Genomic DNA, 24,975 nt, shown 5'->3' on the forward strand with positions numbered 1-24,975 from the left:
GCTGGGTGTAGGCCGACTCGCCGGGCCCCGTTGCCTGGGCGAGCTTGTGGCGGCAGACCGCGACGAGGTCGCCGAGGACCGCGCAGGTACGCGGCCAGGATCACCAGGTGCACTCCGCCCTGGAGCAGGGTCGCCCGGCCGGGCGCGATGGTGAGGGCGCTGACCACGACGGTGAGGGCGAGCAGCACCATGTGGACCGGTCCGAGGCCGAGCAGCAGCGGTCCGGTCAGCCAGATCGAGGCGAGGGCGATGGCCGGGATGGTCAGGCCGATGCTCGCGATGGCCGAGCCGTAGCCCAGGTTGAGGCTGGTCTGGACGCGGTCGCGACGGGCGGCGCGGACCGCGGCGAGGGTCTCGGGGGCCAGCACCAGCAGGGCGATGATCACACCGACGACCGCGTTGGGCAGGCCGGCTTTGGCGACGCCCGCCTCGATAGCGGGCGAGACGGACTTGGCGTCGCCGACGACGGCGACGAGCGCGACGAGCAGCAGTCCGAGGCTGATCAGGGTGGCGCGGAGGGTGGGCGGTTCGGCGTGGCCCCCGTCGCCGTCCCCCTCCGCGCCCGTGCCACCGGCGGCGGCACCGGTGGCCACCGGCAGGAAGTAGTCCCGGTGGCGGACCGTCTGGACGGCGATGAACAGCCCGTACAGGGCGAGCGAGGCGACCGCGGCGAAGGTCAGCTGGGCGGCGGAGAACTCCGGACCCGGCTTGCTGGTGGTGAAGGTCGGCAGGACCAGGCTGAGGACGGCCAGGGTCGCCACGGTGGCCAGCGCGGCGCCGGAGCCCTCGGCGTTGAAGACGGCGACCCGGTTGCGCAGGGCGCCGACGAGCAGGGACAGGCCCACGATGCCGTTGCAGGTGATCATGACGGCGGCGAAGACGGTGTCCCGGGCGAGGGAGGCGGTCTTGTCGCCGCCGTCGGCCATCAGGGTGACGATGAGGGCCACTTCGATGACGGTGACGGCGACGGCCAGGACGAGCGAGCCGAAGGGTTCCCCCACCCGGTGGGCGACCACCTCGGCATGGTGCACGGCCGCCAGTACCGCTCCCGCGAGACACAGGGCGACCAGGCCCACGGCGAAGCCGGGCAGCTCCCGTCCCCAGCTGAAGACGAGCGCGATGAGCGCCACCACGGGGACGATGACGGTCCAGTCGGTCAGGGGTGACTTGTGCGTTGCCGTACTCATATCAGCCAACTTGCCAGATGTGTCCCCCGGGTGCGGCCCATACGGCGCCCCGGGGGCGCTGACGTGGCACTTCTCACGCCGCCCCCGGGCGTGGCGGCCCGTTCAGACGGCGCGTTCCCGGCCCTCCCAGTAGGGGTCGCGCAGCCGTCGCTTGTAGAGCTTGCCGTTCGGGTCGCGGGGCATCACCTCGATGAAGTCCACGGACTTCGGGCGCTTGTAGCCGGCCAGCCGGCGCTCGCAGTGGGCCAGGATCTCGGCGGCCAGCGCCTCGCCGGCCTCGAAGCCCTCGGCTGGCTCGATGACGGCCTTGACCTCCTCGCCCCAGGAGTCGTGCGGGATGCCGAAGGCCGCGGCGTCCGCGACCGCCGGGTGGGTGAGCAGGGCGGATTCGATCTCCGCCGGGTAGATGTTCACCCCGCCCGAAATGATCATGTCGATCTTGCGGTCGCGGAGGAAGAGGTAGCCCTCCTCGTCGAGCAGGCCGAGGTCGCCGACGGTGAAGAAGTCGCCGATGCGGTTCTTCCTGGTCTTGCCCTCGTCCTTGTGGTAGCTGAAGCCGCCGGTGTTCATCTTGATGTAGACGGTGCCGAGTTCGCCGGGGGGCAGCCGGTTGCCGTCGTCGTCGTGGATGGCGAGCTCGCTGATCGGCCAGGCCCTGCCGACGGTTCCCGGCTTCTTGAGCCAGTCCTCGGCGGTGGCGAAGGCGCCGCCGCCCTCACTCGCCGCGTAGTACTCCTCCACGCAGCGGCCCCACCAGTCGATCATCGCCCGCTTGACGTGGTCGGGGCAGGGGGCGGCGCCGTGGATGGCGTGCCGCATGGAGGAGACGTCGTAGGCGTCCTTGGTGGCCTGCGGGAGGGCCAGCAGGCGGTGGAACTGGGTGGGGACCATGTGGGTGTGCGTGCAGGCGTGGCGGTCGATCAGGCGCAGCATCTCCTCGGGGCTCCACTTGTCCATCAGCACCAGCGGGTGCCCGATGTGCAGGGAGGCGCCCGCGAACTGGAGCACGGCGGTGTGGTAGAGCGGCGAGCAGACGAGGTGGACGTTGTCGTCGAAGGGGCGGATGCCGAAGATCCCGAGGAACCCGCCCAGGTACGTCTCCTCCGGGAGCTTGCCGGGCAGCGGGCGGCGGATCCCGCGCGGGCGGCCGGTGGTGCCGGAGGTGTAGTTCATGACCCAGCCGAGGGTGCGGCCGTCCGGGGGCGTGGCGGGGTGCCCGTCGAGGAGTTCGGCGTACGGGCGGAATCCGGGGACGGCGCCGACGGCGTAGCGGTGGTCCGCGGGCAGGCCGGCCTCGTCCGCCGCGGCGGTGGCGGCGTCGGCGAAGCGCTCGTGGGCGACGAGGACCTTGGCGCCGGAGTCGGAGACGATCCAGGCGATCTCGGGGCCGACGAGGTGGTGGTTGACCGGGACCAGGTAGAAGCCGGCCTGTGAGGCGGCGAGGTAGGCGGTGAGGAACTCGACGCCGTTGGGCAGGACCACGGCGAGGACGTCGCCGCGCTCCAGCCCGGCGGCGCGCAGGCCGTGGACCAGCCGGTTGACGTCGGCGTGCAGCCGGCCGGCGGACCAGGCCTCGCCGTCGGGGGTGACGAGGACGGTCCGGTCCGGGTCGGCGCCCGCCTGGGCCCAGAAGCCGTTGGGACGCTGTGGGTCGGTCATGACGGTGGCGTTCCTCTCTCAGGTCCGGTCTCGGGTCCGGTCTCGGGTCCGGTCTCGGGTCCGGTCTCAGGTCCGGTCTCAGGTCCGGTCTCAGGTCCGGCCGGCGATCCGGTTGACCCGGTCGATGGCGCGTTCGAAGCCGGCGGTGAGTTCGTCGAAGACGGCCCGGACGCTGCGTTCGCTGTTCATCCGGCCGACGATCTGGCCCACGGGGGTGCCGAGCAGCGCCTGGACCTCGTACTTCTGGATCCGGGAGACGGCTTCGGCGACGAGCAGGCCCTGGAGCGGCATGGGCAGCGGACCGGGTCCGTCCGGGTCGTCCCAGGCGTCGGTCCACTCGGTGCGCAGCTGGCGCGCGGGCTTGCCGGTGAGGGCGCGGGAGCGGACGGTGTCTGCGGACCCGGCGGCGAGGAGCTTCTCGGTGAGGGCGCGGGAGTGCAGGTCGGCCTCGGTGGTGGTGAGCCAGAGGGAGCCGAGCCAGGCGCCCTGGGCGCCCAGGGCGAGGCCGGCGGCGATCTGCTCGCCGCTGCCGATGCCGCCGGCGGCCAGGACCGGCAGCGGAGCGACGGCCTCGACGATCTCCGGGACCAGGACCATGGTGGCGATGTCGCCGGTGTGGCCGCCCGCCTCGTAGCCCTGGGCGACGACGATGTCGATGCCGGCCTCGGCGTGGCGGCGGGCGTGCTTGGCGCTGCCGGCGAGGGCGGCGACGAGGACGCCGTGTTCGTGGGCGCGGGCGATGACGTCGGCGGGCGGGGAACCGAGGGCGTTCGCCAGGAGTCTGACGGGATAGTCGAAGGCGACGTCGAGCTGGCTGCGGGCGACCTGTTCCATCCAGCCGGTGATCCGCCAGCCGGAGGCCTCGCCCTCCGGCAGTTCGGGCACGTGGTGTTTGGCGAGGGTGTCGCGGACGAAGGCGCGGTGCGCGGCCGGGATCATCGCCTCGATGTCCGCCTCGCCGATGCCGTCGACGGCCTTCTTGGCGGGCATGACCACGTCGAGCCCGTAGGGCTTGCCGTCGGTGTGCTCCTGCATCCATTCGAGATCGCGCCTGAGGTCGTCCGGGGCGGTGTAGCGGACGGCGCCGAGGACGCCGAATCCACCCGCGCGGGTGATGGCCGCGGCGACCGCCGGGAAGGGCGTGAAGCCGAAGATGGCGTGTTCGACTCCCAGTGTCCTGCTCAGCTCCGTCTCCATGGCGGTGAGGATGCCGCAGGGCACCGTCCGAGGGAAGAGATTTTCTGATGCAGTGTCAGATTCTTTGACGGCCGGTCGGTGCGGAGGGTGCGCGGCGGGCGGGCAGATAGCCAGTAGCGTGCGCGGGCAGGAACAGGAGGGCCGGACATGGGCGGTTCGGGTACGGGATCACGGGCGGCCGGGAGCGGTGGCGCGATGAGCCGCAGACGGCTGGGGGCGCGGCTGCTGACGCTGGGCGGGGTGCTGGTCCTGCACGCCGCGCTGCCCGGGCAGGGCGCGGGCGCGGCGGGCGGCGGCGCAGAGCGGCGGGCCCTTCAGGGGCTGCGGCTGCGCTACGGCTCCGCCCGCCGGGCGGGGTTGCTGGAGCGGCACCTGGAGGGGGTCGCGGAGGAGGCCCGGCGCTTCCTCGGCCCCTCCCCCGAACACCCCTACTACGCCGGGGCCGTGGTCCTCGCGGGCCGCGGCCGCACGGTGGCCCTGCACCGCGCGATGGGCGACGCCGTCCGGTACGCCGACTACGACGGGCGCACCGACCGGCCGCGGGAGTTCCCCGCCGCCGAGCGGATCGCGATGACCGAGGACACCGTCTTCGACCTCGCCTCGCTGAGCAAGCTCTTCACCTCCATCCTGGCCGTGCAGCAGATGGAACGGGGTCTGCTGGAGCTGGAGGCCCCGGTCGAGCGGTACCTCCGGGAGTTCACCGGCGGGGGCAAGGAGGCCATCACGGTCCGGCAGCTGCTGACGCACACCTCGGGGCTGCGCTCGTGGGCGCCGTTCTACCAGGAGTCCACCCGGGCCGGACAGTTGAGGCTGCTGTGGTCGGTGCGCCCGCAGGACACCCCCGGGACCGTGTACCGCTACTCCGACCTGAACCTCATCACGCTGCAACTGCTCCTGGAGCGGCTCACCGGTCACACCCTGGACGTCCTGCTCCAGGAGGAGATCGCCATCCCCCTCGGGATGCACCGCACCCGCTACAACCCGCCGCTGTCCTGGCGCCGGGTCACCGCCGCGACCGAGGTGCAGCGCCCGCCCTGGTCGGGCCTGGACCGGGGACTGGTGTGGGGCGAGGTCCACGACGAGAACGCCCACGCGCTCGGCGGGGTCGCGGGCCACGCCGGGGTCTTCGGCACCGCCTGGGACCTGGCGGTCCTCTCCCGCACCCTGCTCGACGGCGGGGCCTACGCGGGCCGGCGCATCCTGCGCCCCGCCTCCGTCGAGCTGCTCTTCACCGACTTCAACACGGCCTTCCCCGGCGACGACCACGGCCTCGGCTTCGAGCTCTACCAGCACTGGTACATGGGCGCCATGGCCACCCCGCACTCGGCGGGGCACACCGGGTTCACCGGGACCTCCCTGGTGCTGGACCCCTCCACCGACTCCTTCCTCGTCCTGCTGGGCAACTCCGTCCACCCGGTGCGGACCTGGCGGGCCGGCAGCGCGCCCCGGGTGGCGACCGGCAACCGCTTCGCCCGCGCGGTGCCGGTCCGCACCCGGCACGGCGGACCGGCCTGGTACTCGGGGATGGAGACCGCGGGCTCCGGCACCCTGACCCTGCCTCCCCTCACCCCGGCGACCGCCTCGGCCCGGCTGCGCTGCGCCGTCTGGTGGGACACCGTGCCCGGCGCGGGCGCCTTCCACGTGGAGGCGTCCGCCGACGGGGCGGTGTGGGAGCCGCTGCCCTTCACCACCGTGCGCTCCACGGGCGGCACCCCCGAGTCCTGGCCGCAGGGCAGCGCGGGCGGCTGGTCGGGCCGCATCTGGCACCGCCTGGAGGCCCCGCTGCCCGGCTGGGCGGGCCGCGAGGTCAGACTCCGCTTCCGCCACGGCGCGAGCGGCCGCTATGTGGGGCGGGGCGTCTACGTGGACGTCGTCCGGGTGGCCGAACCGGCCCGGCTCCTGTTCTCGGAGGACCGGCCGGCGGACGCGGCCCGCGTGGAGGCCGTCGGCTGGACCCGCTCGGCGGACTGAGGGCGCCCCTCGGCGCGGCGAACCCGCCCCGGCCCGCCGGCCGGGGCCCATCGGCTCCGGCCCGCCGCTCCCGCCCGCCGGAACCGGCCCGTCAGCCCTGGACGAGGCAGAAGGGATGGCCCGCGGGGTCGGAGAAGACGCGCCAGTCGCGCTCGGGCGGCCCCTGCTCCAGGAGGCGCGCGCCGAGGGCGAGGACCTGCTCCTGGCCCCGGTCGAGGTCCGGGACGGCGAGGTCGAGGTGGAACTGCTGCGGCCGCTGCGGGTCGGGCCAGCTCGGCGCGCGGTGCCCGACGGCCCGCTGGAAGCACAGCACCTGCCCGTTCGGGGTGTGCAGCGTGGCCCAGTCCTCGTCCACGGACCAGCGCCGGTCCGGGCGGTTGACCTCCCCGCCCAGCAGGCCCGCGTAGAACTCGGCGAGCCCCAGGGGCTCCGGACAGTCCAGCACCACGCACTGCAGTTCGGCAATCATGGCCGAAGCCTACGGCGCGGCCAGCGCCGCATCGATCATGCGGCGGGCGGAGGAGGCCAGTTCGGCGGGATCCGGCGCGGGGCGCGTGCCCGCCAGGGCGCCCGCGAGGCGGTCGTAGAGCAGCCCGTCCGTCCAGGCGGCCAGCAGGGCGGCGCGCTCGTCCGGCCGGTCGGCGCCGAGCGCCCCGAGGAGCCCGGCGGCGCGGGCGCGGACGGCCAGGCCCGCGCGGAGCAGCTCGGGGGCCGCCTCCGGGGTACGGGCGGCCTCCAGGCTCAGTTCGAAGCGGGCCAGCTGGCGCTCCCGCCCCTCGGACAGCCACCGGTACAGGAGCGCCCCGAGCGCCCGCGCCGCCGTGTCCCGGTCCCAGGGGCCGGGCGTGCGGGCGTCCTCCTCGAAGTCGGCGAGGTCCAGCTCGGCCAGCCGCCGGTAGCAGGCGCCGACCAGCGCGGCCCTGGTGCGGAAGTAGTACGAGGTGCTGCCCGCGGGCAGTCCCGCGGCTCCGTCGACGGCCCGGTGGGTCAGGCTCCGCAGTCCGCCGGCCGCGACCAGGCCGATCGCGGCGTCGGAGATCAGGGCGCGGCGGTCCGGCGCGGGCGCCTGCGCGGCGGCCGGGACTGCGGGTTCGGGGGTGGACATGCCGTCACTCTACAACTGTAGAGTGACGACACATCGCCCTCTACGGATGTAGAGGGCGCGGAGCCGGCAGGAAGGCCGCACCATGGACAAGCGTCCGCGCCACGCAGTCGTCGCGGGTGCCGGGATCGGGGGGCTCACCGCGGCCCTCGCCCTGCACCGCCAGGGGTGGCGGGTCACCGTCTGCGAGCGGGCGGCCGGGCCGACCGCCGCGGGCGCGGGCATCGTGCTCGCGCCGAACGCCCTGCGGGCCCTGGAGACGATCGGGTTCGACGCGGGACGGGCGGCGGGCCGCGCCGTCCCGGCCGCCATGGGGGTGCGCCGCCCCGACGGGTCCTGGCTGGTCCGCGCCGACACCGCCGCGCTCACCGCACGCTACGGCCGGCCCTCGCTCGCCGTGCACCGGGCGGCCTTCACCGAAGCCCTGGCGGACGCGCTGCCCGGCGGGGCCCTGCGCTACGGCACCGCCGTCACCGGCGCGGACCCGGCCGACGGGCGCACTGTGGTCCGTACGGACGCCGGGGAGCTCCCGGCCGATCTGCTGGTCGCCGCCGACGGCATCCACAGCCCCCTGCGCCGCCGGTACTTCCCGGACCACCCGGGCCTGCGCTACAGCGGGGAGACCGCCTGGCGCACCGTCCTGCCCGCCGGCGGGCCCGCCCTGCCCGGAGCCTTCGAGACCTGGGGCCGCGGCCGGCGCTTCGGGGTGGTGCCGCTCGCCGACGGCCGCGTCTACGCCTACGCCACCGCCGTCGCCCCCGAGGGCCACCGACCCGCCGACGTGCCCGGCGAACTCCACGGCCGCTTCGGCGACTGGCACGACCCGGTCCCGGACCTGCTCGGCCGGTTCGACCCCGGGGCCGTCCTCCAGCACGACCTGCACGACCTGGCGGCCCCGCTCCCCCGCCTGCACGACGGCCGGACGGCCTGGATCGGCGACGCCGCGCACGCGATGACGCCCCACCTCGGCCAGGGCGGCTGCCAGGCGATCGAGGACGCCGTCGTCCTGGCCCATCTGGCGGCCGGAGCCGACGGGGTACCCGCCGCACTCGCCGCCTACAGCCGGGCCCGCCTCGCCCGCACCGACGCCGTCCGGCTCCGCGCCCGCCGGGCCGGCCGGGTCACGACGCTCTCCCACCCCCTGGCCGTGGCCGCCCGCGACCTGGCCGTGCGCCTCCTGCCGGCCCGCGCCGCGCAGCGCGCCCTGGACGACCTCTACAACGGGTTCACCCTCCCGGGGCGGCCGGAATGAAGACCGTGCCCCCCGGCGTTCGCACTCGTTGTCGGGACTGCTGACCGTTCGACACGAAGGCAGGCGGAACACACATGACGACCGAGATCGACTGGGAACACCCCACCGACCCGAGGCCCGGGAGCTGGCAACTGGACCACGTCAGGCTGTACGTGGGCTCGGGCGGGGCCGAGGGCCACCACTGGAACGGCACCCAGACCCTGCTGCTCACCACGGTGGGCCGGGTGTCCGGAAACCCGGTGCGCACCCCCCTCATCTACGGCGAGGCCGACGGCCGCTACCTCGTCGTCGCCTCCAAGGGCGGGGCGGACGAGGCCCCCCTGTGGTACCGGAACCTGACCGCCGACCCCCGGGTGCGCGTCCAGGTCGGCTCCGAGGTCCGCCAGGGGACCGCGCGCACCGCCACCCCCGAGGAGCGCACCGCGTACTGGCCGCTGATGGTCGGCCACTGGCCCGCGTACGACGAGTACCAGGCGAAGACCGACCGCGAGATCCCGATCGTGGTGATCGAGCCGGTCTGACGGGGAGCGCGGCCGGGCCCGACGGAGGCCCGGTCAGTGCCCCAGCACCGCCATCGCCGCGTTGTGTCCGGGGACGCCGCTGACGCCGCCGCCGCGCACCGCGCCCGCGCCGCACAGCAGGACGTTGGGGTGCGCGGTGGCCACGCCCCAGCGCCCGGCGGCGTCGGCCGCGGGGTCCGCGTAGGGCCAGGACAGGTCCCGGTGGAAGATGTGCCCGCCGGGCAGCCGCAGTTCGCGCTCCAGGTCCAGCGGGGTCTTGGACTCGATGCAGGGCCGGTCGTCGGCGTCGAAGGCCAGGCAGTCGGTGATCGGCTCGGCCAGGTGGGCGTCCAGCTGGGCCAGCGTGGCGGTCAGGAGCACCTCGCGGGCCTGCTGGTTGTCGTGGGCGAACAGCCGGGCCGGGGTGTGCAGTCCGAAGAGGGTGAGCGTCTGGCAGCCCCGCTCCACGAGCTCCGGCCCGAGGATCGAGGGGTCGGTCAGCGAGTGGCAGTAGATCTCCGAGGGCGGTACGGACGGCAGTTCCCCGGCGGCGGCCTCCGCGTGGGCGCGGCGCAGCTCCTCGTACCCCTCGGCGATGTGGAAGGTCCCGCCGAAGGCCTCGCGGGGATCCACGGATGCGTCGCGCAGCCGGGGCAGCCGGCTCAGCAGCATGTTGACCTTGAACTGGGCCCCTTCCGGGGCCGGGGCGGCCGGGTCCGGTTCCTCGCCGAGGAGTTCGGCCAGCGCCTGCGGCGAGGCGTTCACCAGGACCGTGCGGCCGACGACGCGGCCCTCCCCGGTCGCCGTGCGGAACACCACCTCGGCCGGCGAGACGCCGTCCGTGTCGATCCGCAGCACCTCGTGTCCGGTGGCGATCTCCGCCCCCGCCTTGGCCGCCGCTGCCGCGAGGGCGTCCGTGAGCGCGCCCATGCCGCCCACGGGCACGTCCCAGTCGCCGGTCCCGCCGCCGATGACGTGGTAGAGGAAGCAGCGGTTCTGCGCGAGGGAGGGGTCGTGGGCGTCCGCGAAGGTGCCGATCAGCCCGTCCGTGAGGACCACCCCGCGGACCAGGTCGTCGGCGAAGTTCCGCTCCACGGCCTGCCCGAGGGGCTCCTCGAAGAGCATCCGCCAGGCGTCCTCGTCGTCGATCCGGGCCCGCAGCTCCGCCCGCGTGGGCAGGGGCTCGGTCAGGGTCGGGAACACCTTCCCGGCGACCCGCCCCGTGGTCCCGTAGAAGGCGCGCCAGCTCTCGTACTCCCGCTCCGAGCCGGTCAGCCGGGCGAAGGACTCCCGGGTGCGCCGCTCCCCGCCGCCGACGAGCAGTCCGCCGGGCCGCCCGCCCCGCTCCGTGGGCGTGTACGAGGAGATCGTGCGGCGGCGTACCGCGAACCGCAGGTCCAGGTCGCGGACGATCTTCGACGGGAGCAGGGACACGAGGTACGAGTAGCGCGAGAGTCTGGCGTCGATGCCCACGAAGGGACGGCTGGAGATCGCCGCCCCGCCCGTGTTCCCCAGCCGCTCCAGGACCAGCACCGAGCGGCCCGCCCGGGCCAGGTAGGCGGCGGCCACCAGGCCGTTGTGCCCACCGCCCACGATCACGTCGTCGTACACGTCCCGCCCGAAGGTCGTCATGGCTCTTGGTAGCACACCTGGCCGAGCCGCTCCAGACAGTGCGCCTCGTCGGCGTGGGCCAGGGCGGTGTCGGGGTGCTCGTCGCCCAGGGACCGCTCGCGGATGCCGGACAGGTCCCGGTAGATGGGCAGGGCCTCGTCCCAGCGGCCCAGGCGGCCCAGCCCCACGGCGAGTTCGCGCCGGCTGACCAGGGTGTCCTGGTGTTCGGCTCCCAGAGCCTTGGCGCGGGCGGCGCCGACCGCGCGGGCCTCGGCCACGGCCTCCTCCCAGCGGTCCAGCCGCCCGAGGTTGACGCCGAGGACGTGGCGTGCGCGCAGGGTCTCCGGGTCGGCGGCGCCGTAGGCGCGGGTGCGGTCGCGGACCAGGGAGCGGAACAGGTCGAGGGCCTCGGCGGCGCGGCCGGTGCGGCCGAGCGCGATGCCGGTCTCGTATCGGGCGGCGAGGGAGTCGGGGTGGTCCCGGCCGAGCACCCGGTCCCGTACGGCGGCGACGTGCCGGAAGCCCGTCAGGGCCTCGGCCCAGCGGCCCAGCCGGCCGAGGGAGTAGGCGGCCTCGTAGCGGGTCCGCAGGGTGTCCGGGTGTTCGGCGCCGAGCACGGCGGCCCGGTCGGCCGCCACCTCGGCGGCGGCGCCGTGGGCTTCGGCGTGCCGGCCCAGGGCGCTCAGGGCGCAGGCCAGGCTGTGGTGGCAGCGCAGGGTGTCGGGGTGGCGCGGGCCCGCGGTGCGGACGAGAGCGGCGAGCACCGCGCGGTAGGTCTCGTACGCCTCGCCGTGCCGCCCGAGCCGCCCGAGCTCGTACGCCTCCTCCTGGCGCGCCGCCAGGGTGTCGGAGTGGTCGGGCCCCAGGAGCTTCGCGCGCCCCTGGGCGACGGCCGCGTACACGGAGAGGGCCTCCTCGGGGCGGCCGGCCCGGCTGAGGACGAACGCGCGGGTGTGTCCGGCGTCGAGCGCGTCGGGGCGGTCCGGGCCGGGTGCCGCGGCGGTGCCGGCGAGCCCGCGGACGGGGGTGAGGCGCGGGTCCTCGGCGGGCGCGGGCCGCAGGATCCGCTGCTCCCCCGAACCGGCGGCGGTGCCCGCGGCAGGGGTCGCGGGGCGGGCGGCGGTCCAGGAGCCGGTGAGCACGGCCCACTCCCCGGACGCGGGCCGGGCGTCGATGCCCGCCTTGCGTCCGGCGGTCATCCCCGCGGCCCACGCGGGCAGCGGCGGGTGCGCGGCGGTCGGCCCGCCGGGGCCGGAGCGGCCCTCGACGAGGCGCCGGTGCAGGTGGCGGGCGTCGCCGGGGCGGTCCTCGGGGCGCTTGGCGAGGAGTTCCAGGACGAGCTGTTCGAAGTGGGCGGGCAGCTCGGGGCGGTGGTCGCGCAGCGGTACGGGGACGTTGTCCCGGTGGCCGACGAGCACGGACCAGGAGTCGCCGAGGTCGAAGGGCGGGGCTCCGGTGGCGATCTCGTAGAGGACGCAGCCGAGGGAATAGAGGTCGCTGAGGTGGTCGACCTCTCCGCCCGCGATCTGCTCGGGCGACATGTAGTGGGGGGTGCCCATGGCCATGCCGCCGCCGGTGAGCTTGGCGGTGAAGCCGATGTCGTGGGCCAGGCGCGCGATGCCGAAGTCACAGATCTTCACCGTGCCGTCGGTCAGCCGCATGATGTTCGCGGGCTTGAGGTCGCGGTGGACGACGCCCTGGTCGTGGGTGTAGCCGAGGGCGGCGGCCATCTGCTCGGCGATGTCGAGGACCACGTCGACGGGGAGCGGGCGCGCCTCGTTGTCCTCCATCAGCTGGCTGAGGTTGCGGCCTTCGAGCAGTTCCATGACGAGGTAGAGGGGACCGCCCGCCGCGCTGTCGTCGCCGAAGTCGTGGACGACGGTGACGCCCCGGTGCTGGAGCGAGGCCGCGACCCGTGCCTCCCGGCGGAAGCGCTCGCGCAGGACCTGGGTGAAGTGGGCGTCCTGTTCGGGCCCGATGGGCTTGAGGCACTTCACCGCGACCTGACGGCCGAGCGACTCGTCGCGGGCGCGCCACACCTCGCCCATGCCGCCGCGCCCGATCAGATCGAGTGACCGGTACCGGCCCTGGATCAGTCTGGACTCCGCCATGTCTTAAAGCCGCCCCCGTCGTCGTGCCGCGCCCTCCTCGGCCGGTCCAGTATGGCCGCTGGTGTACGCAGTGTGTACGCGGAGGGGCGGCTCCCGGGGCCCAGCCGGCGCATCGCTTTCAAGATGTGACCTGGAGGCAGCCGCCAGCGTAGACCTGCGGGAATGCTGCGCAACACGCGACCCGTGAGGCGTAGGCGCCGGGTGACGACACGTGGGGGCGGGGCGGTGCGCCCGTAGAGCCGGTGCGCCCAGTCGGGCAGGGTCCCGTAGGCGGTTCCGGCGAGCGGTCTCCACAGCAGGTTTCGGCCAGGGACGAGGAGGGGGTGTACGGGCGGGGCGCGCAGGAAGTCGTCGACGGCGCGGGCGTCGGCCCCGGCCGCGAGGCGGGGGCGGACCTCCTGGAAGTACGCGGCGAGCGCGGCGGTGTCGGCGGGCACGTCGGCCGGGTCGAGGCCGACGAGGCGGGCGTTCACCCGGTTCTCGTCCACGTAGCGGTCGGCCTGGTCCGGGGTGAGGGGGACGCCGGAGCGGAGCAGGACGTGGAGGAAGCTGTCGATCTGCGCGCAGTGCACCCACAGCAGCAGCTCGGGGTCGTCGACGCGGAAGCGCTCCCCGGTGTCCGGGTCGGTGGCGGACAGCCGGGCGTGCAGGGCCCGGACCCGGGCTCCGGCCCGCTCGGCGCTCCCGGTGGTGCCGTAGGTGATCGTGCCGACGAAGTCGGCGGTGCGCAGCAGCCGGCCCCAGGCGTCCCGGTGGAAGGAGCTGTTCGCCATCACCCCGCGCACGGCGCGCGGGTGCAGGGCCTGGAGGTAGAGCGCGCGGACGCCGGCGATCCACATGACCGGGTCGCCGTGGCACTGCCAGGTGACGGACCCGGGCCCGTAGAGCCCCGGGTCCGCACCCCCGTACGGAGCTGCGTTCATGGCCCGCCTCCCGCCGGGGAGCCTACCCGGGCGGGGGTCGGCCCACCCGTCGTCGCGGCCGCGGCCTGGTGTCAGGCCCGCAGGGCGGCCATCCAGGACTCGACCTCGTCCGACCGGCGCGGCAGGGCCGCCGAGAGGTTCTCGTTGCCGTCCTCGGTCACGAGGATGTCGTCCTCGATCCGGATCCCGATGCCGCGGTATTCCTCGGGCACGGTCAGGTCGTCGGCCTGGAAGTACAGGCCGGGCTCGACGGTGAGCACGACGCCGGGTTCGAGGACGCCGTCGGCGTACGTCTCGGAGCGGGCGGCGGCGCAGTCGTGGACGTCGAGGCCGAGCATGTGGCCGGTGCCGTGCAGGGTCCAGCGGCGCTGCAGACCCAGCTCCAGGACCTGTTCCAGGGTGCGTGCGCCGAGCAGGCCCCAGGCGAGGAGCCGTTCGGCGAGGACCCGCTGGGCGGCCTCGTGGAAGTCGCGGTAGCGCGCGCCGGGCCTGACGGCGGCGATCCCGGCCTCCTGGGCGTCGTGCACCGCGTCGTAGACCGTGCGCTGGAGCGGGGAGAAGGTGCCGCTGACGGGCAGGGTGCGGGTGACGTCGGCGGTGTAGAGGGTGCGGGTCTCCACGCCGGCGTCGAGCAGCAGCAGGTCGCCGGAGCGGACGTCGCCGTCGTTGCGGATCCAGTGGAGGGTGGTGGCGTGGGGGCCGGCGGCCGCGATGGTGCTGTAGCCGACGTCGTTGCCCTCGACGCGGGCGCGCAGGAAGAAGGTGCCTTCGACGTAGCGCTCCGAGGTGGCCTCGGCCTTGTCGAGGACCTTCACGACGTCCTCGAAGCCGCGGACGGTGGAGTCGACGGCCTTGCGGAGCTCGCCGATCTCGAACTCGTCCTTGACGCGGCGCATCTCGGAGAGGAAGACCCGGAACTCCTCGTCGGTCCCGGCCGTCACCTTGTCCCGCAGGGCCTTCTCGATGCCGGCGTCGTAACCGCGCAGGACGCGGACCGGGCCGGTGGCCTCGGCGAGGGCGGCGGCCAGCTTCCGGACGTCCGCGCAGGGCAGGCCAAGGAGCCGCTCGTTCTCCGTGAGACCGGCCCGCCGCCCGTCCCACAGCTCGCCGCGGGCGGACAGCCAGAACTCGCCGTTCTCCCGGTCGGATCGGGGCAGCAGGTACGCGGTGGACCGGTGACCGCCGTCCTCCCCGGGCTCCAGCACCAGGACGGCGTCCTCGCTCTGGTCGCCGGTCAGATACACGTAGTCCGAGCAGGCGCGGAAGGGGTGGTGCGTGTCGTTGGCGCGGACCTGCAGGTTGCCGGCGGGTATCACCAGGCGCTCGCCCGGGAAGCGGGCGGAGAGCGCCGCGCGCCGGCGGGCGGTGTGGGCGGCCTGCGGGAGGGGCTCGATGTCGTGGCGCTCGGTGTCGGCCCAGCCCTGCCGCATGTTCTCGGCCAGCTCCTCGCTCACCCCCCGCCGGCGCCCGCGGCCCTCGTTCCGCTCCGCCTCCCCGGCCCGCCCGGCCCCCTCTCCCCCGGACGTCGGGTCCCCCGCACCGGACTGCCGGATCTCGGACGAACGCTCGGTCACAACCGCCTCCTGAATTCCATCCGTTCACCCTCTGAACCCACCGGACCCCTCCCTTGATCGCGAGGGGCCTCCGCCATCGTGGCACGACCCCGGCCCCGGTGGCCGGAAGTGACATGGGGTCCGCGCGCTAGGGTTCGTACGTGAGTTTCTATGTCGTCGTGGGATTCGGGCCCGCCGGCGCGGCCACGGCCCGGCTGCTGGCCGGGCGGGGACATGCGGTACGGGTCCTCACCCGGTCGGGCCGTGCTCCGGAACCGGGCATCGAGCACGTCGCACTGGACGCGGCCGACGCCGTCCGGCTGACCGGGGCCGTACGGGGCGCGAACGCCGTCTTCGGATGCGCCGCGCCTCCCTACCATCGCTGGGCGGGCGAATGGCCCGCGTTGACCTCGTCCCTCTGCACGGCGGCGGAGGAGACCGGGGCCGTGCTGGTCATGCTCGGCAACCTCTACGGCTACGGTCCCGTGGACCGCCCCCTGACCGAGGAGCTGCCCCTCGCGGCCACCGGCCCCAAGGGGCGGGTGCGGGCCGCCGCCTGGGAGACGGCCCGGACCCTGCACGAGCAGGGCCGCCTGAAGGCCGTGGAGTTGCGGGCCTCGGACTTCTTCGGCCCCGGCGTGACCGACGGCGGGCACCTGGCCGGCCGGGTCGTCCCGCAGGTGCTGCGCGGCCGGCCCGTCTCCGCCCTCGGCGACCCCGACGCCCCGCACAGCTGGACCTATCTCCCCGACGTGGCCGCCGCGCTGGTCGAGGCCGCGGGCGAGGAACGCGCCTGGGGGCGGGCCTGGCACGTCCCGACCGGACCGGCGCTGTCCGTACGGGAGATGGTCGGCCGGCTCGCCGACGAGTCGGGCACGGGGCCGGTCGCCGTACGCGGACTGCCGTCGGCCGTCGTGGGCGCGCTCTCGCTCTTCTCTCCGCTGATGCGTGAACTCAAGGAGATCCGCTACCAGTTCGACCGCCCATTCGTCGTCGACTCCGGCGCCTGGGAGTCCACCTTCGCGGTCCGTGCCACGCCCGTCGACGAGCAGGTCAAGACGACGCTCGCGTGGTGGCGCGAACGACTGACCGCCACCGGCTGACCGCCGCCGCCGGGGCCGTCGCGGCGGGCCGCACCGGGGAGCTCGGACCGGGGCGGGCCGTCGGCACGGTGGAACCCGGCGCTCTCCGGGGGACATCCGCCGGGCCGTGTCGGTCCTGGCTCGGGAGGCGGCGGCGGGGGGCTGACGTCCTCGGGGCACCCCCCTGGGGGCGTACGCCCACGGGCGGGTCCGGGCGCGCGATTGCCGCCTGCGGCACCATGCCCGCGGAGCGGCCTCCCGGCAGGGTTGCCCTTGTGATCGAAGTCAACGAACTCACCAAGCGCTACGGCGGCAAGACCGCCGTCGACCGGTTGTCCTTCACGGTCCGGCCGGGCCGCGTCACCGGATTCCTCGGCCCGAACGGAGCCGGCAAGACCACCACCCTGCGGATGGTCCTCGGCCTGGACCGGCCCACCGCCGGCTCCGCCACCGTCGCCGGCGTCCCCTTCCGCGACCACCCGCGCGGACTGCGGCACGCGGGCGCCCTCCTCGACGCGAACCAGGTGCACGGCGGACGCAGCGCCACCGCCCACCTGTCCGCGCTGGCCCGCAGCAACGGCATCCCGGCGCGCCGGGTCGACGAGGTACTCCAGGAGGTCGGCCTGGCCGGGGCGGCGGGCCGCCGCATCGGCGGGTTCTCGCTCGGCATGAAGCAGCGCCTCGGGATCGCCACCGCCCTCCTCGGCGATCCCCCGGTGCTGATGTTCGACGAGCCCGTCAACGGCATGGATCCGGAAGGCGTGCTCTGGATGCGCGGCCTCTTCCGGCGGCTGGCGGCCGAGGGACGTACGGTCTTCCTCTCCAGCCATCTGATGTCGGAGATGCAGAACACCGCCGACGATCTCGTCGTCATCGGCCGTGGCCGGCTCATCGCGGCCGAGTCGGCCGGGGAGTTCGCGGCCCGCGGCACCCGGACCGGCACCGTCGTCGGCACGTCGCGGGCCGCCGAACTGGCGGCGCTGCTGGCCGGCGAGGGAGCTTCGGTGGAGCCGGAGGGACCGCAGGGACGGGCGGACGCCCGCAGGCTCGTGGTGACCGGAATGACGGCCGACCGGATCGGGGCCCTCGCCTTCGCTCACGGGATCGTGCTGGACGAACTGACCCCGCGCACCGCCTCCCTGGAGGAGGCCTTCATGGAACTGACCGCCGACAGCGTCGAGTACCCGACAGGACGGACCCGATGATCCGAAGCGCCTCCGCCCCCGTCGCCGCCGTCGCCGCGCCTCCCGCCCGCTTCCGTGATCTGCTCGTCGCCGAGTGGATCAAGATGCGGTCCCTGCGCTCCACCTGGTGGACGATCGCGCTCACCGCGCTGTTCGTCGTCGGATGCGCGGCCGTCGCGGCGCTGGCGGACCACGACGACATCGCCGCGGCCGGCCCGGGTGCGCGGCAGTCCCGCGGGTTCCTGCCCTTCGACGCCTTCCCGCCCGGCGCCTACATGACGCTGATGCTCGTCGCCGGCAGCGTCGGGGCCGTCACGATCGTGAGCGAGTACGGCAGCGGGCTGATCCGTACCACCACCGTGGCCGTACCCGCACGCCACTCGGTGGTCCTGGCCAAGGCCGTCGTCGTCGCGGCGGTGTGGACCGCCGTCGGGACGGTGATCTCCCTGGCCGCCTTCCTGGTCTCCCAGGCCGTCCTCGACGGACGGCAGGGCGGGGTCTCCCTCACCCACCCCGGGGTGGCCCGGGCCATGGTGGCGTCCTCGCTGCTGGCCCCGGTCTGCGCCCTGGTCGGCCTGGGCCTCGGCGCGCTGATCAGGCACACCCCGGGCAGCGTGGCCGCCGCCCTCTTCACCTTGGTGATGCTGCCGCCGCTCTTCAGCACCTCCCGGCAGTGGTCCGCCGACGTCAACCACGTGATGGTGGTCAGCGCCTGGAAGCGCCTGGTGCAGAACTGGGGGGACCTTCCCGACATCCACCACGTCCACGACGCCACGGTGCCCGGATCCTGGGCCGTGTACGCGGTGTGGCCGCTGGTCGCGGTCGCCCTCGCGGTGGCCGTCGTACGCCGGCGCGACGTGTGAGCCGGCCGCCGGGGACCCTTACTCCGGGTCCTCCGAGGGGTCGGTGACGGGCGGGAGCCCCTGGAGCTGCCGGTACTGGTCCATGATGGCCGTGATGGCCTGGAGGTTCTCCTTCTTCATCCCGGCGGCCCGCATGGCCACGGAGCGGACTCCGGCCTGGCGCAGCGCCTCGATGGCGGCGACCTCACTGAGGACGGACTCGGCGACCTCGTCGTCGAAGAAGTACGCGACGGAAACGCCGAAGAACCGGGCGAGGGCGGCCAGCAGGTCCGGCGACGGATTGGAGCGCTTGCCCGTGCGCAGCTGCGACAGGTAGACACCGCCGACCTTGAGTTCGGGGTTGGCTCGCTTGAGTTCCTCCGCGACCTCGGCGTTGGTCCAGTGCTTGCCCTTGGGCCGGACCGTCTTGAAGAGGTTGTCCAGACGCACTGCCAGCTTGGGCCGTTCGTCGGTCTCCGACACTGCGAATCTCCCTTCCGTCACCTCCTCGACATTGCTCTCAGCTATCCGGCATTTTCGCAGATTAGCCTTCAGTTGACAATCTGACCAGAGTCCGCCACCGTGGACCTCGCCGATAGCTGGCAGCTAACTTTGCTTACGGGGGTAGCCGAGTTGATGTGCTGGCGGCTGTCGGTCCGGGCAGGGCCGGCCCTCGGGGGATGGGGGTCGGCGACGGGCGGATCACACCCGCTCGACCCGGAAGCACCACGGGGGGAAACGGGGGAAACAACGGGGGGACCCACGGGGGAAAACGGGGGGAACCACGGGGAGGGTGAAAAAGGGAAAACCCGCCCGGCCTGACGGGGGACAGACCGGGCGGGGGCTCTCAACCCGCTTTGCCGAGTTTACGATAGACGACTGCCACTTGGGTGAGCCGGGCGATCTCCGCCGAGAAGTTGTCCGGGTCCCGGCCGTCGAAGCCCCGGCGACCACACCCGCGTCGGCCCGCTCCGTCGCGGCGGCCGTCACGTGCCGGGGGCTTGGTGGCGCTGCCAGGCGTGGTAGGCCTCCACCGCCTTGGGGAGGGTGGGGTAGATGCGGTCCCGGCCGATCGTCGCCGTGAGGCCGTAGGCGTCGAGCGGGTCCCGCAGGTCCTGTTTGACGCGGGCCAGGGCGAACACGACGTGCCGCTCGACGAGTTCGGTGCGCAGGGCCTCGACGGCGTCGAGGGCGGTGATGTCGACCTCGACGTTCGCCTCGGTGTTCAGGACGAACCAGTGGACCGGGTCGGACTGCGCGTGCACGGCGGCTAGGGCCCGGCGGTGGAAGTCCTCGGCGTTGGCGAAGAACAGCGGCGAGTCGTAACGGTAGATGAGCAGTCCGGGGATGGTGCGCGCGGTCAGGTGGTCGTCGATGTCGTGCATGCCGACCAGGCCGGGCACGATGCCGAGGACGGCGTCGTGCGGACGGGCGACCCGGGCGAGCAGTTCGATGACGGAGAGGGCGACCGCGGCCAGGACCCCGTACAGGATGCCCAGGGCGAGGACACCGAGGGTGCAGCCGAGTGCGAGGAGGAGCTCGCGGCGGCGGAAGGCGGCGAGGCGCCGGAACTCGCCGACCTCCACGAGGCGTACGGCGGCGTACACGACGATCGCACCGAGGGCGGCCTCGGGGACGTGCGTCAGCAGCGGCCCCAGGAAGAGCAGCACCGCGACCACGCACGCGGCGCCCACGAGGGAGTACGCCTGGGTGCGGGCACCGGCGGACTCGGCGAGGGCCGTACGGCTCGCGCTGCTGCTGACGGGGAAGCCGTGCAGGAGCCCGGCGCCCAGGTTCGCCGCGCCGAGGGCCAGCAGTTCGCGGTTGGCGTCCAGCGCATGCGGGTCGTCGTGCCGGGCGAAGGCGCGGGCGGTCAGGACGACGTCCGTGTATCCGACCAGGAGCACACCGAAGGCGGGCAGGACCAGGTCCGCGCAGTCGGCCGGCCGCGGCAGGGCGAACCCGGGCAGGCCCGTCGGAACGGCGCCGATGACGGCGATGCCTGCGCTCTCGTCGAGGGAGAAGACCGCCACCGCCGCCGTGGCGAGGACGAGGACCACGAGGGGTCCGGGCAGCGGCCGCCAGAGCAGGGGCAGCGTGAACAGCAGGAGCAGGCACGCGGCGGACAGGGCCAGGGTCGCCGCATGCGCCCCGCCGATGTGGCGGAGGAAGGAGAGCAGCCGGGGGAAGAAGGCGGAGCCGCCGCCTCCGGGAACGCCGGTCAGGCGGGGCAACTGGTCCACGATCATGATGACGGCCACCCCGGCCAGGTAGCCGACGAGTACGGGCCGGGAGAGCAGGTCCGCGAGGAATCCGAGCCTGACCGCCCACGCGACCAGGCAGAGCAGGCCGACGACGAGGGCCAGGGCCGCGGCGAGGGCCGCGTAGCGGGCGGGATCGCCGGCTGCGAGCGGTCCCACGGCCACGGCGGTCATGAGGGCGGTGGTGGATTCCGGGCCGACGGACAGCAGGCGGGAGGACCCGCTGAGGGCGTAGAGGACCATGGCCGGGACGGCGGCCCAGAGACCGGCGACGGGCGGCAGCCCGGCCACCCCGGCATAGGCCATGACCTGGGGGACGAGATAGGCGGCCACCGTGACCCCGGCCAGGGCATCGGCGCCCAGCCAGTCCCTCCGGTAGGCACGGAAGGCGGGAGGGGTCGCGGTGATCCGTCCGTGCTTCGACAAGGCGCCTCCGGGGGCTCGCGCGTGGCCCACCATCGTGGCGGGCGAAGGGGCGCGGGAGTGTGAAGCGCGCGCGGGCCGGCCGCTACCGGCCGTCCGCGCGCAGGCGGAAGCCCTTGATGAGGTCGGGCCTGATGCGGACGGCGCCCGATGCGGTGCCCTCGACCCAGGGCCGCAGGAGCCGCGCCAGGCGTTCGGTCTCGGCGGGATCGGTGATGGCGGTGGCGTAGCCGGTGGCGACCACGCTCCACCCCAGGCGGGTGGCCGGGTCGATGTCGTCGGCCTCGTACGCGACGACCACGCCGGCGCCCTCCCGGTCCGCGAGCAGGGCCGCGAGTGCCGGTCCGTCCTGGAGGCGGACGACGATGTCGCCGGCGTCGAGCAGGTGGTTGACCGGGCGTACGGCGGGCAGCGCGTGCCGGGTGAACACGATGCGGCCCAGTCCGGCCGCTCCGAGCAGTGCCAGGGCCTCGTCGGCGGTGAGCTCCTCCAGCCGCCGTCCCGGTGGGACGGCGTCGGGCGGGTGGCTGTTCATGGCGGGCGTCCTCGGTCGAGCGGGTCGGCCGCCGGGCGCCTGCCCGCTGCCGGATCCGCGGGGTCCGCGGGGCGGTGAGGCGGCGGGCACGGGGCGGCCGTCTGCTGTCAGGTTCTCCGGACGCACCGCCCGGGGCATGGGCCGGTCGGGCCCGGATCCGGACCACTGGGCCCCTCCCCGGGACGGGACGGCACGGGACGGGACGGGTGGGTGGGGCGGGTGGTGCGGGGTGGTGCGGGGTGCCGGAGCCGTGCCGGATCGGGCGACCCGACGACCACGAGGTACCTCGTGCACCGTCCTGGGACAATGTGGGGTGAAGCGCACCGCGCGGGCCGAACCAGGGGCGATCATGTCCGACGATCCGAATGCCTCCGCCGAGTCGACCGTCACGGTCTTCCTCCTCGACGACCACGAGGTGGTCCGCCGCGGGCTGCGGGACCTCCTCGACGCCGAACCGGACATCGCGGTCGTGGGCGAGGCGGGCACGGCCGCGCAGGCCCTGGCCCGCGGGCCGGCGCTGCGCCCCGACGTGGCCGTGCTCGACGTACGCCTGCCCGACGGCGACGGCATCTCCGTCTGCCGGGAGCTCCGCTCGCGGATGCCGGGACTGGCGTGCCTGATGCTGACCTCCTTCGACGACGAGGACGCCCTGCTGGACGCGATCATGGCGGGGGCCGCCGGGTACGTGCTGAAGCAGATCAAGGGCTCCGACCTGGTCGCCGCCGTGCGGACGGTCGCCACCGGCCAGTCCATGCTGGACCCGGCCACCACCGCCCGCCTGATGCGCTCGCTGCGCGGTCCGGAAGCGGTGGAGGAGCCGGAGGACTCCCGGCTGGCGGCCCTGTCGGAGCGGGAGCGGGACGTACTGGAGCTGATCGGCGAGGGCCTCACCAACCGGCAGATCGCCGAGCGGCTGTACCTGTCCGAGAAGACGGTGAAGAACCACATCTCCCGTCTGCTCGGCAAGCTCGGAGTGGAGCGGCGGGTCCAGGCAGCCGTGATCGCCGCCCAGGTGCACGGACACGACACCGAAGTCCCGGACCACTAACGCACGGACGTCGTCGAGGTCAGAAAGGCCGGGCGGGCGGGGATGCGGGTGGGGGCGGGGCCAGCGGGACCCGCCACTCCAGAAGCGTGCCCGGCTCTCCCCCCGCCCTCGCCCCCACGGCCATCGCGCCGCCCAGCTTCCGCGCCCGCTCGGCCAGGTTGCGCAGACCGCTGCGCCGGCCGCCCTCGGGCGGTCCGATGCCGTCGTCCGTCACCGTGACGGTCAGGATCCCGTCGACCGTGGCGAGGGAGACCTCCGCGCGGGTGGCCCTCGCGTGACGGGCGACGTTGGTCAGGGCCTCCCCGACGACGGCGAGGGCCTCGTCGGCCACCGCGGGCGGCACCTCGGTGTCGACCAGTCCTTCCATGCGCAGCGCGGGCGTGAAGCCGAGGGCGGCGGCCGCCCCGTCCAGTGTCCGGACGGCGCGGGAGCGCAGCTTCGCACCGGTCGCCGGGGACCCGTGCGAGCGGAGCCCGAAGATGGTGGATCGGATGATCTTGATGGTGGCGTCGAGGTCGTCCACGGCCCGCGCGAGCCGTTCGGAGGCCTCTGGATGGTCGACGAAGCGCCGGGCGCTCTGCAGGGTCATACCGGTGGCGAAGAGGCGCTGGATGGCGAGGTCGTGCAGGTCGCGGGCGATGCGGTCGTGGTCCTCCAGCATGCTCGTGCGCTCGGCGTCGCGGCGCCGGTCGGCCAGCTCCAGCGCGAGGGCGGCCTGCCCGGCGAACGCGGGGAGCCCGGCGACCTCGGCGGCGGCGAACACCGGGCCGCCCCGGCGCCTGGCCAGCACCAGGACTCCGCTCGGTTTCTCCCGGGTGCCCACGGTGACGGCGACGGCCGGCCCGAACCCCGCCCAGCGTTCGGGCTGCACGGTGACGCCCGGGTCCGACTCCACGTCCGCGACCGTGACCAGGCCGTCCCCCGCCATGGCGGCCTCGGCGAGCGTGCCCCGGATGCCGGGCAGGACGATGCCGCGGTGCGCCTCGGCGCCCTGCCCCGCCGCGAGGGAGCCGCGCAGCTCGCCGCCGGGTCCGACGAGGTAGAAGACGCCCGTGTCGGCGCCGGTGATGTCCCTGGCCCGCTCCAGCATCCCTTCGAGGACCTCGTCCCGGGCCGACCCGGAGAGCAGGGCGCTGGTGATGTCGGAGCTGGCCGCGAGCCAGCGCTCCCGCAGGCGGACCTCCTCGAAGAGGCGGGCGTTCTCGATGGCGATGCCGGCGGCGACGGCGAGGGTGGACAGGACCGCCTCGTCCTCCGCGTCGAACTCCGCGCCACCGCGCTTCTGCGTGAGGTAGAGGTTGCCGAAGACGTCCTCGCGGACGCGGACGGGAACGCCGAGGAAGGAGTGCATCGGCGGGTGGTGGGCCGGGAACCCGTACGAGGCCGGGTGCTCGGACAGCTCGGACAGGCGCAGGGGCTCCGGGTGGCGGATCAGCTCGCCGAGGATGCCGTGGCCCGACGGCAGGTCCCCGATCCGGGCACGGATCCCGTCGCTGACGCCGACGGGCAGGAACTGGGCGAGCTTCCGGTCGTCGCCGATGACACCGAGGGCCCCGTACTCCGCGTCCACGAGGACCACCGCCGCCTCGACGATGCCCCGTAGCACCTGGGGCAGGTCCAGCCCCCGGCCGACCGACATCACGGCCTCCAGGAGGCCGTTCAGGCGGTCGCGGGTGCCCCTGACCTCGCCGATGCGCACCTGGAGCTCGTCGAGCAGCTCGTCCAGCCGCAGCCGTGGCACGCCGCCCACCCCGCCCCCGGCGGACGGACCGTCTGCGCTCATGTCCCACCTCCGGCCGACGGCAGCGGGAGGTCGTCGCCCCTTTCACGGTAGTGCGGGAGGGAGGGGGTTTCCCGTCCGGACCCGGCCCGGAGGTCCCCGTGCGTCGCGCCACGGACCCGTGCCCCACGGACCCGTCGGGACCTACGGCCCCGGGACGGCCCCGGTCGGCCCTACCCGGGCCCGGCCGCCCGGCCGATCCCTGGACGGCCTGCGGGAGGCGGCCCGTCTGGAGGGGTGCCACCTGGCCGTCCCCGGCACCTGGCACATCGAGACCCTGCTCGGGCTGGTGCGCGACGCGGAGCACCTGGAGGAGGCGGACCCGCTCGTCCGGGCCGAGACGGCCGCGTGGACGGGCGGGGACGGGGGTCCGGGCCCGACGCGCCGCGACGGCGTACCCGCCGGGGCGTTCGGCCCCCGGAGCTCCGGCGGACCGGCGCCCGTACGCGACTTCGGGCGGGCCCGCCCGGTGCCGGACCGCGGGTGGGCCTTGTTCGAGAAGCGGCCCCGGCTGGCCCTGCTGGGCACGCGGGGCGACACCCGGGCCGACTGGCTGCTGGCCGGTCAGGCGCTGGAGCGGGTCCTCCTCCGGGCCACCGCCGACGGCCTGGCCACCAGCCGGGAAGGATTGCGTGAGGCATTCTCCCGCCTCGCATCATGCGCTCCTGCCGCGAAGAAGGCCTTTCGCCTTCGACATCAATTCTGCTTCCCCCCGACGAGTCGCTGCGCGATGTCGCTTCTACCTTTGTCTGGT

General features: G+C 74.5%; 20 protein-coding genes and 1 pseudogene. 8 read left to right on the top strand and 13 right to left on the bottom strand.

What is annotated here, in order from left to right; genetic code table 11:
- The 3 genes from ABZW32_RS02165 to ABZW32_RS02175 all read right to left on the bottom strand — a co-directional run.
- A partial coding sequence (locus ABZW32_RS02165; RefSeq protein ID WP_356209998.1) for a hypothetical protein occupies positions 1–1,187 on the bottom strand: 1,187 nt, incomplete at its 3' end.
- A 102-nt stretch (positions 1,188–1,289) separates the two neighbouring features.
- Positions 1,290–2,846: an acyl-CoA synthetase gene (locus ABZW32_RS02170; protein WP_356210000.1), complete on the bottom strand. Its 1,557-nt coding sequence runs from the start codon at positions 2,844–2,846 to the stop codon at positions 1,290–1,292.
- A gap of 90 nt (positions 2,847–2,936) precedes the next feature.
- Positions 2,937–4,043, bottom strand: a complete 1,107-nt coding sequence (locus ABZW32_RS02175; protein ID WP_356210002.1) for a nitronate monooxygenase family protein — start codon at positions 4,041–4,043, stop codon at positions 2,937–2,939.
- Between the two features lie 195 nt (positions 4,044–4,238).
- Between ABZW32_RS02175 and ABZW32_RS02180 the strand changes: the two genes are divergently transcribed.
- Complete coding sequence (locus ABZW32_RS02180; RefSeq protein ID WP_356210004.1) at positions 4,239–6,014, top strand: serine hydrolase; 1,776 nt, start codon at positions 4,239–4,241, stop codon at positions 6,012–6,014.
- Positions 6,015–6,105: 91 nt separating this feature from the next.
- Here the strand turns inward: ABZW32_RS02180 and ABZW32_RS02185 are convergent, their stop codons facing one another.
- Both ABZW32_RS02185 and ABZW32_RS02190 read right to left on the bottom strand, forming a co-directional pair.
- A complete protein-coding gene (locus ABZW32_RS02185; protein ID WP_356210007.1) occupies positions 6,106–6,483 on the bottom strand; it encodes a VOC family protein in 378 nt (125 codons plus the stop codon).
- Between the two features lie 9 nt (positions 6,484–6,492).
- On the bottom strand, positions 6,493–7,119 hold the full coding sequence (locus ABZW32_RS02190; RefSeq protein WP_356210009.1) for a TetR family transcriptional regulator: 627 nt from the start codon (positions 7,117–7,119) through the stop codon (positions 6,493–6,495).
- Between the two features lie 82 nt (positions 7,120–7,201).
- On the opposite strand from ABZW32_RS02190, the gene ABZW32_RS02195 reads away from it, so the two are divergent.
- Positions 7,202–8,368: an FAD-dependent monooxygenase gene (locus ABZW32_RS02195; RefSeq protein ID WP_356210011.1), complete on the top strand. Its 1,167-nt coding sequence runs from the start codon at positions 7,202–7,204 to the stop codon at positions 8,366–8,368.
- A 74-nt stretch (positions 8,369–8,442) separates the two neighbouring features.
- Entirely contained in the window at positions 8,443–8,889 is a 447-nt protein-coding gene (locus ABZW32_RS02200; RefSeq protein WP_356210013.1) for a nitroreductase family deazaflavin-dependent oxidoreductase, read from the top strand.
- 33 nt (positions 8,890–8,922) lie between these two features.
- On the opposite strand, the gene ABZW32_RS02205 is transcribed toward ABZW32_RS02200, so the two are convergent.
- The 4 genes from ABZW32_RS02205 to ABZW32_RS02220 form a co-directional block, all read right to left on the bottom strand.
- Positions 8,923–10,500, bottom strand: coding sequence for an NAD(P)/FAD-dependent oxidoreductase (locus tag ABZW32_RS02205; protein ID WP_356210016.1), 1,578 nt, complete (start codon positions 10,498–10,500; stop codon positions 8,923–8,925).
- A complete protein-coding gene (locus tag ABZW32_RS02210) occupies positions 10,497–12,590 on the bottom strand; it encodes a serine/threonine-protein kinase (RefSeq protein WP_356210018.1) in 2,094 nt (697 codons plus the stop codon). Before ABZW32_RS02210 ends, ABZW32_RS02205 begins: the two co-directional genes overlap by 4 nt.
- Positions 12,572–13,513, bottom strand: coding sequence for an oxygenase MpaB family protein (locus ABZW32_RS02215; RefSeq protein WP_356210020.1), 942 nt, complete (start codon positions 13,511–13,513; stop codon positions 12,572–12,574). The genes ABZW32_RS02210 and ABZW32_RS02215 overlap by 19 nt, the downstream gene beginning before the upstream one ends.
- Before the next feature lie 71 nt (positions 13,514–13,584).
- The gene (locus tag ABZW32_RS02220; protein WP_356210023.1) at positions 13,585–15,087 is read right to left on the bottom strand and encodes an aminopeptidase P family protein; all 1,503 of its coding nucleotides are present in this window, start codon (positions 15,085–15,087) and stop codon (positions 13,585–13,587) included.
- A 140-nt stretch (positions 15,088–15,227) separates the two neighbouring features.
- Here ABZW32_RS02220 and ABZW32_RS02225 point away from each other — a divergent pair, with 140 nt between their 5' ends.
- The 3 genes from ABZW32_RS02225 to ABZW32_RS02235 all read left to right on the top strand — a co-directional run bounded on the left by ABZW32_RS02225 (position 15,228) and on the right by ABZW32_RS02235 (position 18,195).
- The gene (locus tag ABZW32_RS02225; protein WP_356210025.1) at positions 15,228–16,169 is read left to right on the top strand and encodes an NAD-dependent epimerase/dehydratase family protein; all 942 of its coding nucleotides are present in this window, start codon (positions 15,228–15,230) and stop codon (positions 16,167–16,169) included.
- Between the two features lie 254 nt (positions 16,170–16,423).
- Entirely contained in the window at positions 16,424–17,353 is a 930-nt protein-coding gene (locus ABZW32_RS02230; protein ID WP_356210027.1) for an ATP-binding cassette domain-containing protein, read from the top strand.
- A complete protein-coding gene (locus tag ABZW32_RS02235; protein ID WP_356210030.1) occupies positions 17,350–18,195 on the top strand; it encodes an ABC transporter permease in 846 nt (281 codons plus the stop codon). The genes ABZW32_RS02230 and ABZW32_RS02235 overlap by 4 nt, the downstream gene beginning before the upstream one ends.
- A gap of 18 nt (positions 18,196–18,213) precedes the next feature.
- Here ABZW32_RS02235 and ABZW32_RS02240 read toward each other — a convergent pair whose 3' ends face one another.
- The 3 genes from ABZW32_RS02240 to ABZW32_RS02250 form a co-directional block, all read right to left on the bottom strand.
- Positions 18,214–18,657 carry a helix-turn-helix domain-containing protein gene (locus ABZW32_RS02240; protein WP_356210032.1) on the bottom strand — a complete coding sequence of 148 codons (444 nt, stop codon included), beginning with the start codon at positions 18,655–18,657 and terminating at the stop codon, positions 18,214–18,216.
- A gap of 503 nt (positions 18,658–19,160) precedes the next feature.
- The gene (gene sulP, locus ABZW32_RS02245) at positions 19,161–20,861 is read right to left on the bottom strand and encodes a sulfate permease (protein ID WP_356210035.1); all 1,701 of its coding nucleotides are present in this window, start codon (positions 20,859–20,861) and stop codon (positions 19,161–19,163) included.
- Positions 20,862–20,943: 82 nt separating this feature from the next.
- Positions 20,944–21,393, bottom strand: a complete 450-nt coding sequence (locus ABZW32_RS02250; protein ID WP_356210037.1) for a pyridoxamine 5'-phosphate oxidase family protein — start codon at positions 21,391–21,393, stop codon at positions 20,944–20,946.
- A 349-nt stretch (positions 21,394–21,742) separates the two neighbouring features.
- On the opposite strand from ABZW32_RS02250, the gene ABZW32_RS02255 reads away from it, so the two are divergent.
- The gene (locus ABZW32_RS02255) at positions 21,743–22,441 is read left to right on the top strand and encodes a response regulator transcription factor (RefSeq protein ID WP_356210040.1); all 699 of its coding nucleotides are present in this window, start codon (positions 21,743–21,745) and stop codon (positions 22,439–22,441) included.
- A gap of 19 nt (positions 22,442–22,460) precedes the next feature.
- Here ABZW32_RS02255 and ABZW32_RS02260 read toward each other — a convergent pair whose 3' ends face one another.
- Complete coding sequence (locus ABZW32_RS02260; protein WP_356210043.1) at positions 22,461–24,224, bottom strand: GAF domain-containing protein; 1,764 nt, start codon at positions 24,222–24,224, stop codon at positions 22,461–22,463.
- 385 nt (positions 24,225–24,609) lie between these two features.
- Here ABZW32_RS02260 and ABZW32_RS02265 point away from each other — a divergent pair.
- A pseudogene (locus tag ABZW32_RS02265) lies at positions 24,610–24,831 on the top strand (nitroreductase); the annotation flags it as partial.
- Positions 24,832–24,975: the final 144 nt, after the last annotated feature.

Origin of the sequence: Streptomyces sp. NPDC004667 (assembly GCF_040609475.1) — a bacterium.
Lineage (GTDB): Bacteria > Actinomycetota > Actinomycetes > Streptomycetales > Streptomycetaceae > Streptomyces.

Excerpts from the sequence above, each read along its gene's own strand:
- ABZW32_RS02170 (WP_356210000.1), bottom strand. The coding sequence starts at position 2,846 with ATGACCGACCCACAGCGTCCCAACGGCTTCTGGGCCCAGGCGGGCGCC.
- ABZW32_RS02175 (WP_356210002.1), bottom strand. The coding sequence starts at position 4,043 with ATGGAGACGGAGCTGAGCAGGACACTGGGAGTCGAACACGCCATCTTC.
- ABZW32_RS02180 (WP_356210004.1), top strand. The coding sequence starts at position 4,239 with ATGAGCCGCAGACGGCTGGGGGCGCGGCTGCTGACGCTGGGCGGGGTG.
- ABZW32_RS02185 (WP_356210007.1), bottom strand. The coding sequence starts at position 6,483 with ATGATTGCCGAACTGCAGTGCGTGGTGCTGGACTGTCCGGAGCCCCTG.
- ABZW32_RS02190 (WP_356210009.1), bottom strand. The coding sequence starts at position 7,119 with ATGTCCACCCCCGAACCCGCAGTCCCGGCCGCCGCGCAGGCGCCCGCG.
- ABZW32_RS02195 (WP_356210011.1), top strand. The coding sequence starts at position 7,202 with ATGGACAAGCGTCCGCGCCACGCAGTCGTCGCGGGTGCCGGGATCGGG.
- ABZW32_RS02200 (WP_356210013.1), top strand. The coding sequence starts at position 8,443 with ATGACGACCGAGATCGACTGGGAACACCCCACCGACCCGAGGCCCGGG.
- ABZW32_RS02205 (WP_356210016.1), bottom strand. The coding sequence starts at position 10,500 with ATGACGACCTTCGGGCGGGACGTGTACGACGACGTGATCGTGGGCGGT.
- ABZW32_RS02210 (WP_356210018.1), bottom strand. The coding sequence starts at position 12,590 with ATGGCGGAGTCCAGACTGATCCAGGGCCGGTACCGGTCACTCGATCTG.
- ABZW32_RS02215 (WP_356210020.1), bottom strand. The coding sequence starts at position 13,513 with ATGAACGCAGCTCCGTACGGGGGTGCGGACCCGGGGCTCTACGGGCCC.
- ABZW32_RS02235 (WP_356210030.1), top strand. The coding sequence starts at position 17,350 with ATGATCCGAAGCGCCTCCGCCCCCGTCGCCGCCGTCGCCGCGCCTCCC.
- ABZW32_RS02250 (WP_356210037.1), bottom strand. The coding sequence starts at position 21,393 with ATGAACAGCCACCCGCCCGACGCCGTCCCACCGGGACGGCGGCTGGAG.
- ABZW32_RS02255 (WP_356210040.1), top strand. The coding sequence starts at position 21,743 with ATGTCCGACGATCCGAATGCCTCCGCCGAGTCGACCGTCACGGTCTTC.
- ABZW32_RS02260 (WP_356210043.1), bottom strand. The coding sequence starts at position 24,224 with ATGAGCGCAGACGGTCCGTCCGCCGGGGGCGGGGTGGGCGGCGTGCCA.